At 68.7% G+C, this 7,409-nt stretch carries 7 protein-coding genes; 4 read left to right on the forward strand and 3 right to left on the reverse strand.

Going from position 1 to position 7,409, the window contains the following annotated elements:
* Positions 1-85: 85 nt before the first annotated feature.
* Genes cmtR through VB080_RS06710 form a run of 4 tightly spaced genes read left to right on the forward strand, consistent with a single transcriptional unit; the run spans position 86 to position 3,253 of the window.
* Positions 86-445, forward strand: a complete 360-nt coding sequence (gene cmtR, locus VB080_RS06695) for a Cd(II)/Pb(II)-sensing metalloregulatory transcriptional regulator CmtR (RefSeq protein WP_298131144.1) — start codon at positions 86-88, stop codon at positions 443-445.
* On the forward strand, positions 442-2,352 hold the full coding sequence (locus VB080_RS06700) for a cation-translocating P-type ATPase (protein WP_323417664.1): 1,911 nt from the start codon (positions 442-444) through the stop codon (positions 2,350-2,352). The genes cmtR and VB080_RS06700 overlap by 4 nt, the downstream gene beginning before the upstream one ends.
* Complete coding sequence (gene lspA, locus VB080_RS06705) at positions 2,349-2,909, forward strand: signal peptidase II (RefSeq protein WP_298131149.1); 561 nt, start codon at positions 2,349-2,351, stop codon at positions 2,907-2,909. Before VB080_RS06700 ends, lspA begins: the two co-directional genes overlap by 4 nt.
* A complete protein-coding gene (locus VB080_RS06710) occupies positions 2,906-3,253 on the forward strand; it encodes a hypothetical protein (RefSeq protein ID WP_298131151.1) in 348 nt (115 codons plus the stop codon). The genes lspA and VB080_RS06710 overlap by 4 nt, the downstream gene beginning before the upstream one ends.
* On the opposite strand, the gene VB080_RS06715 is transcribed toward VB080_RS06710, so the two are convergent.
* Genes VB080_RS06715 through VB080_RS06725 form a run of 3 tightly spaced genes read right to left on the reverse strand, consistent with a single transcriptional unit; the run spans position 3,243 to position 7,244 of the window.
* A complete protein-coding gene (locus VB080_RS06715) occupies positions 3,243-5,789 on the reverse strand; it encodes a hypothetical protein (protein ID WP_323417665.1) in 2,547 nt (848 codons plus the stop codon). The two genes, VB080_RS06710 and VB080_RS06715, sit on opposite strands and share 11 nt — an antisense overlap.
* The gene (locus tag VB080_RS06720; RefSeq protein ID WP_298131153.1) at positions 5,782-6,132 is read right to left on the reverse strand and encodes a helix-turn-helix domain-containing protein; all 351 of its coding nucleotides are present in this window, start codon (positions 6,130-6,132) and stop codon (positions 5,782-5,784) included. Before VB080_RS06720 ends, VB080_RS06715 begins: the two co-directional genes overlap by 8 nt.
* Complete coding sequence (locus tag VB080_RS06725; RefSeq protein ID WP_323417666.1) at positions 6,132-7,244, reverse strand: site-specific integrase; 1,113 nt, start codon at positions 7,242-7,244, stop codon at positions 6,132-6,134. The genes VB080_RS06720 and VB080_RS06725 overlap by 1 nt, the downstream gene beginning before the upstream one ends.
* Positions 7,245-7,409: the final 165 nt, after the last annotated feature.

Below are 7,409 nucleotides of genomic sequence, written 5' to 3' on the forward strand. Positions count from 1 at the left end.
GATTGGGATGCCGCGGAGTCGAAACTGGCGCTATTGGTCTGATCGACCACCTGGGATAGGTCACCAACTGCTGTATAGTCATGGGGTGCTGACTATTGCTTCACGCCTCGACGTCATGAACCGGCTCGGCCGGGCCATGGCCGATCCGACGCGTTCTCGTATCCTGATGGCCCTTCTGGACGGTCCGAGCTATCCGGCTGTGCTGTCCCGTTCGCTTGAGCTGGGCCGGTCGAATGTCTCGAACCATCTGACGTGTCTTCGTGATTGCGGGATCGTGGTCGCTGAGCCCGAGGGCCGTCAGACGCGCTACGAGATCGCGGATCCGCATCTTGCGGCGGCGCTCAAGTCACTGGTCGACGTGACGCTCGCGGTCGATGAGAACGCCCCTTGCCTGGACGCCTCGTGCACGGTGCCGGGTTGCTGCGGAATCGGAGCGGGCGCATGAGTGAGGTGACGAAGCCCCAGGTGGAGGGCGTCGAGCTCGAGGATGACGATGACGATGACCATGACGGTCCCTGGTGGACCGATCGCGGAATCATGGTCCCGGTCTTCTCCGGTGTCGCTTTCCTCACCGGCCTGATCCTGGAGTGGTCCGGGATGGAGATCCCGGCGCTGGTGTTGTTCTGGGCCGGCCTGCTGCTGGGTGCATCCACGTTCACTCCCGGCGCGATCCGGAAGCTGTTCAAGGGCAAGCTCGGCATCGGGCTGCTGATGACGATCAGCGCCGTCGGTGCGGTGATCCTCGGCTACGTCGAAGAGGCCGCCGCCCTGGCGTTCCTGTACTCGATCGCCGAGGCGCTGGAAGACAAGGCCATGGACCGTGCCCGCGGCGGACTGCGGGCACTGCTCAAGCTCGTCCCCGAGACCGCGACCGTCCGCCGCGGCGGGGCCTCTGTTGAGGTCGCCGCGAAGGACCTGGCTGTCGGGCAGCTCATGCTGGTGCGACCGGGCGAGCGGATCGCGACCGACGGCATTGTCCGCACCGGCCGCTCCAGCCTCGACACCTCAGCGATCACGGGGGAGTCGATCCCGGTCGAGGTCGAGCCCGGCGACGCCGTATCTGCCGGCGCGATCAACACCGCTGGTGCGCTGGAGGTCGAGACGACCGCAGCGGGCACCGACAACTCGCTGACCACGATCGTCGACCTGGTGGAGAAGGCGCAGGCAGAGAAGGGCGACCGCGCCCGCCTCGCCGACCGTATCGCCCGCCCGCTCGTGCCCGGCGTACTCATCCTCGCTGCGCTCGTCGCGATCATCGGGTCGTTGTTCGGCGACCCGGAGCTGTGGATCACCCGCGCCCTGGTCGTGCTGGTGGCGGCGTCGCCGTGCGCGCTGGCGATCTCGGTGCCGTTGACGGTGGTGGCTGCGATCGGGTCGGCGAGCAAGTTCGGTGTGATCATCAAGTCCGGTGCGGCGTTCGAACGGTTCGGCGTGATCCGCCACGTCGCTGTCGACAAGACCGGCACCCTGACCCGCAACGAGCCCGCCGTCACCGCAGTCCTCACCGCCGACGGCATCACCGAGGAGCAGGCGCTGGCGTGGGCGGCCGCGCTGGAGCAGCACAGCACCCACCCCCTCGCCGCCGCGATCACCGCTGCCGCGCCGGGCGCTCCTGCGGCGGAGGGCGTGACCGAGCAGGCCGGCCACGGCATCGAAGGTGAGCTCGATGGCGCGCGGATCACGGTCGGCAGTCCCCGCTGGCTCGACGCCGGGACCCTCGGCGACCGGGTCGCGGGCCTGGAGGAGCAGGGCATGACGGTCGTCATCGTCCACCGCGACAGCACGCCGGTCGCCGCGATTGGCGTCCGCGACGAACTGCGCCCCGAGGTCCCCGAGGTCGTCCGCACCCTCGCCGCACAGGGCGTCGGGGTCACCATGCTCACCGGCGATAACGCCCGCACCGCCCGCGCCCTCGCCGCCCAAGCCGGGATCGGTGACGTGCGTGCCGAGCTGCGCCCGGAGGACAAGGCCGCCGCGATCGCGGAGCTCGGTCAGCACGGGTCGGTGGCGATGATCGGCGACGGCATCAACGACGCTCCCGCCCTCGCCGCTGCCGACATCGGCATCGCGATGGGCGCGATCGGCTCGGATGCCGCGATCGAATCCGCCGACGTCGCCTTCACCGGCCACGACCTGCGCCTGCTCCCGCGAGCGTTCGACCACGCCCGTCGCGGACGCCACATCATCAACCAGAACATCGTCCTGTCGCTGCTGATCATCACCGCCCTGCTCCCGCTCGCCCTCTTCGGCGTCCTGGGACTTGCAGCCGTGGTGCTCGTGCACGAGATCGCCGAGGTGGTTGTGATCCTCAACGGCCTGCGCGCCGCCCGCACACGGAAGACCGGCGCGTGACCGCGCAGGACATCGCCGCGACGATCGACGAAGACGATGCGGGCCCACGGCCGCAGGCGAGGAGAGCCCTCGGCGTCGCCCTGATTGTGGCCTTGCTCGCTGTGGTGCTCGACCAGGGCTCGAAGGCCCTCGCCGTGGCACAGCTGACCCCCGGTGAACGGGTCCCGCTGGTCGGCGACCTGTTCGGCCTGTCCCTGGTCTACAACCCCGGAGCCGCGTTCTCACTCGGCTCCGGGGCCACCTGGATCATCACCCTCCTCGGCGTCCTCGCCGCCGTCGCGGTGGTCATCTTCGCAGTGCGGCTGAGCGGTGCCCGGTGGGGCCTCGTACTGGGGCTGGTCCTCGGCGGGGCCGTCGGCAACCTCATCGACCGGCTGCTGAACCCGCCCGCGTTCGGACGCGGGCAGGTCACCGACTTCCTCGCCTACGGCGACCTGTTCGTCGGGAACGTCGCCGACGTCGTCGTCGTGCTCGGTGTCGGCCTGGTCTGCCTGAACCTCTTCAGATCTACCCCTCGCACGACAGCGGACAGCGAACGAACGGACAGCCCTTCATGAAGGTAGAGCTGCTACACATCGTCGACTGCCCAAACACCGCCATCGCAGAAGCGCACGCGCGCGCCGCGCTGGACACGCTCGGGTTCACCGACGTGCCCGTTGAGTTGGTGACGATCCAGACCGAAGCTGAAGCGGCGAGCTCTGCGTTCGGAGGCTCGCCCACGATCCTCGTCGATGGCGTCGACCTGTTCCCGACGGCACCGGTTCAGTCGCTGGCGTGCCGCGTCTACGCGACGGGAAGCGGGTTCGCCGGAGCACCTACTCAGGAGCAGTTGGAGGTTGCCTTGCGAGACGCGGGTGATCTCGCTTCGCGCGCTCCTGTGCATGTGTCGATCATCGCGTGAGTGCGCTGTAGCGGGCGTTGCTGGCCACGACGGCATCCACCCAGTGGGTCGCCGCGACGATGTGCAGGCCGGTCAAGCGGGCGATCACGGGGGCCGGGAGCTCCTGGGCGAGAGAGGCCAGAGCGCCGGCGCGAGCGTGACGGGCCCGGATGGAGAATTTCGCCAGCCTGTCAGTGAGGGAGTCGCGGGAGAGCGGAGCGCCGTGATTCTGCCCCGGAAACAGCCAGTCCGATTCGCAGGCGTCGGTGAGCAGACGCGGCGCGTCGCGGTGCTCGCGCGCGGCGATCGCGAGCTGACCGATCGCCTCGGGTAGCTCCAACGGGTCTGGCCCGAGTCGGATCGTCACCCGCTCCGTGCCGGTGATGTCGGTCACGCGCAGCAGATGCAACCGGGCGACCGGGATCCCGAACAGCAGGAGCAACGCCCCGGCAAGCCTGGTCCGAGGATCCTCGTCCTCGGCGCTGAGCACGTCGCCGAGCAGCTCCCAACGTTCGTCGGCGCTGGCGCCCGTGGGGGTGTTCGCGCTTCGGCGGAGGGGAGGGACGCGCAGGCGAGGGCAGACCTTGTTGCTGGCCGCCCACTCCAGGAATGCCGTGACGCGTCGACGAACCGGGGGGCCGTCAACGAGCCAGAGCTCGAGTCGTCCCTGATCGAGCATCGCCAGAGACTCCGAGCGGATGGTAAGCCAGCTCATCAGGTCGAGAACTTGCTGCAGCTCCTGCCGCCGCCCGTCCGATTGCCGTCGCCCGACCGGGCGGGCCTGTTCGCGTAGCTGCCGCAGATGACGCCAACGGACGAACCGGTCGAACAGGCGGCGATGATCCGGGTTGGCGATCTGGGCCGACCGGTCTTGGCACCAGGTCTCGAATCGGATCAGTTGCTCGTCCCGTGCGGGCAGCAGGCCATGCTCGGCTAGCAGTGCCCTCACGGGGCCTGTCGACCCTGGCGTGCCGAGTCGATCCAGCAATTCGTGGCTCAGCGGCTCTGTGCTCGTCAGTGCCTCTCGCAGGATCGCGACCGTAGTGTTGCGGCGGAAGGCGTCCAAGGTGCGTCGCTCGTCCGCGGCGAGGAATCGTTCCCGCATTGCGGCGAGCGTCGGATCCGCTGCGACGACGCTGTCGGGCAGCAGCTCGCGGATCTTGTCGTCGGCGTAGCAGCGATCACACCATCGGCGGTGGTGCAGGCGACCGTGCGCCCCGCAGCGACGGCAGTCGCGGAACATCAGCGGGCTGTTCCGGGCGCAACGTTGGCAGAGCGGACCTTGATCGGTGCGGGCGCTGACTCGCGTGTCGCGGCCGCAGCTGATGCAGGTCTCGACGACGTGCGGGGCGCAGTACCAGCAGAGGGGCTCCCCGTCCGGGGTCACCCGGATCGAGTACCCCACCCGGGTGCAGATCGAGCAGGGCCTGCGGGGGCGTGCGCAGGGGAGGCAGATCGCCTTCACTGTTCCCGCGAACCGGCACTCCCGCTCCTGACCGCACTGGTGACAGACATCAACTCTGGTAGCGGCGTAGCAGCTCAGGCAGATCGCTTTCTCGGTGCCGGGGAACCGGCACCGACCCTGGGCGCCGCAGACCGTGCAGACATCAGCGCCGGGCGCGGTCCGGCAGGCGGAACACATCGGCCCGTCCGGGGTGCGCACCGCGATCAGCCGGTGATTGCCGCAGCTGACGCAGCTAGCCCAGGATTCCGGGAGCTGGTTTGTGCAGGCCTGGCAGAGCCGGTCACCGTTGGCGAGCCGTAGCTCGAGGTGCGCGGTGTTTCCACAGCCGTCGCAGACCGCCTGGTGCGCCGCCTTGTAGCAGGAGCTGCAGCAGATCCTTCCCCCGAGCCGGTCCGGGAGCCGTCCGGAGCGACCGCAATGTCCGCAGGTCAGGGCCGGCAGCCGGGCACCGAGCTCACGCAGCCGCGTGTAGAAGGCCGCAAACAGCGTCGACGAGGCGGGAGGGTCGGCGAGCCAGCCTGGCCCGAACAGTTCGCACTCCAACGCCAACCGCAACAGCCGGTCCGCTTTCAGGCCCTCGGTCGCCGTGAGCATCATGTGCATGGTCCCGCCGGGGATGTGCGAGGCGACGAAGCGATCCAACCGCTTGTCAGTCACGTCCTGCAATGCCCGCCAGCACGAGCGGCAGTAAGCGTGGTCACCCACCTGCGCGTGCCGCAACTGCTCACTCCGCTCGCATTCGACGCAGTCGATCAGCACGTCCAGACGCGCCCGCCCGCACGCCGCGCAAATCCGGTCCTCACCGTCGCGGCAGTTCAACAGCACGACTCGGCCGCAGCGCGCGCACCCCGGCGGGCGGACCGTGCTGCCACCGGCGGCAGCGAGCTCGAGCAGGATCCGGTCCAGCACCAGCGGAATCCGCGTCGATCCCGCGACCAGCATCCCCGGGTCCTCACGCAGTTGCGCGAGCAGCCGGCGTCTTCCCGCCTCTTGCACGACCTCGCGGTCCACGATCCCGCCGATCACCCCAGGCGCGACCGTCGTCTCGACCGCGGCGATCGTCGCGACCAGGGCGTCGCGAACCTCAGCCATCTGCGGGAAGCACGCGCGCCCGCGGTGGGCGCAGGCCCTTCTCCCGCAGTGTCGCGGCGCCGCTCGCGGACCGGTCCTCGCCGTCCGTGCCGGTCGCGGCCGCCGACGCTCCCAGGTCGACCTTGCGGACCAGGTCGTCCGCGCTGCACTCGAAGATATCCATCAGCGCGACGAGCACGTGCATGTTCAGTCGCTCCGGCTTCTCCGTCGCCAGCCGGTAGATCTGGCTCGCCGACAGCTCGATGCCGCGCTCGCGCAGCAGCGGCACCAGCTTCGAGGTCGCGAAGATTCCCGACGCCGCCATCACCTCACGTAGCCGCCACTCATACCCGATCACCCTCATCAGCTCGATCCTTCCTCCCGCGGCCGCAGCCGCTCCAACGCATCCCGCATCATCTTGTTCGCGAAGTCGCCGCTGATCCCGGTGTAGATCGACGTCGTCGACTGGTGCTGGTGCCCGACCTGGCGTTGCACGAAAACCGGGTCCACACCCTCCTCGATCAGGTGCGTCACGTAGCTGTGCCGCAGCGCGTGCGGCGACAGCACCGGGTCGAGCCCAAGATCGTCGCGGTACTCGGCGAACCGGTCAGACAGCTCCCTCGTGCGCAGTCGTGTGCCGCGCTCCGACAACCACAGAGCCCGCTGACCGTCGGGCCGCATCAGCGGCCAGACGTTCTTCACATAGTCCTCGACGGCCTCGACCGCCCAGTCCCGCAACGTCGCCACCGATCGGCGCTTGGGCGGTCCGCCGCGGGAGGCCTTGCCGTACCGGACGTGCAGCATCCCGTAGTCGCCGAACTCTGGGGCGTGCGCATTGCGGTAGAAGTCGGTCACGTCCAGGTGGACTGCCTCGTTCGCCCGCAACCCCCACGCATACGCCACCCGCAGCAGCACCGCATCCCGATACGCCGGCAGCGCGCCCTTTCGGCCATTCTTCAAACGGCGCTGGATCTCCTCGTCGGCACGATCGAACAACGCCTGCAGTTCGTCTCGCGTCAACGGACGCCGCCCCGGCCGGCCGTCGTAGTCCTGAAGGTGCCGGTTCGTGTTCCAGTCGTGGCAGACCTGCACCGGATGCGTGCCGAAACGCTGCTCGCACTCCGCCACCCACCCGTAGTGCTCCGACGTCAGATAGTCGCAGAACTGCCGCACCGCCAGCTGGTAGCCGCGGATCGTCGACGGCGCCAACTGCCGCACCGACACCAGATCCAGCATCCACTCATCGAACAATCCCGCCGACCACAACCACGGCCACGACCCCGCGTGCGCATGGAACTGCCGCACCGCGCGCACCGTCCCGGTCACGTAGTCCTCGCCCAGCCCGCGCCCGCCCAACTGCTGCGCCCGCCAGCCCGTCACCATCGCCTCGAACACGGACTCCTCAGCACGCAGGAACGACACGCCAGACGCGAGATACAACCCCGCAACACCATGCGCCACCGGCCGTGAACCCATCCGAAAAGCTCCTATCAAATGCAGACAATAAGCATTTAACGCGAAGATTTGGAGCGAGCGCAAGTCGATCCCAGTCAGGAAGCGGAACCCAGAAGGCTCCCCGTACGATCAACGACACCTAGAACTCACGCAGACCTGCATTAGATGCAATAGGGCGTGGTTTTC

Source organism: Propionicimonas sp. (assembly GCF_034927565.1).
Taxonomy (GTDB): domain Bacteria; phylum Actinomycetota; class Actinomycetes; order Propionibacteriales; family Propionibacteriaceae; genus Propionicimonas.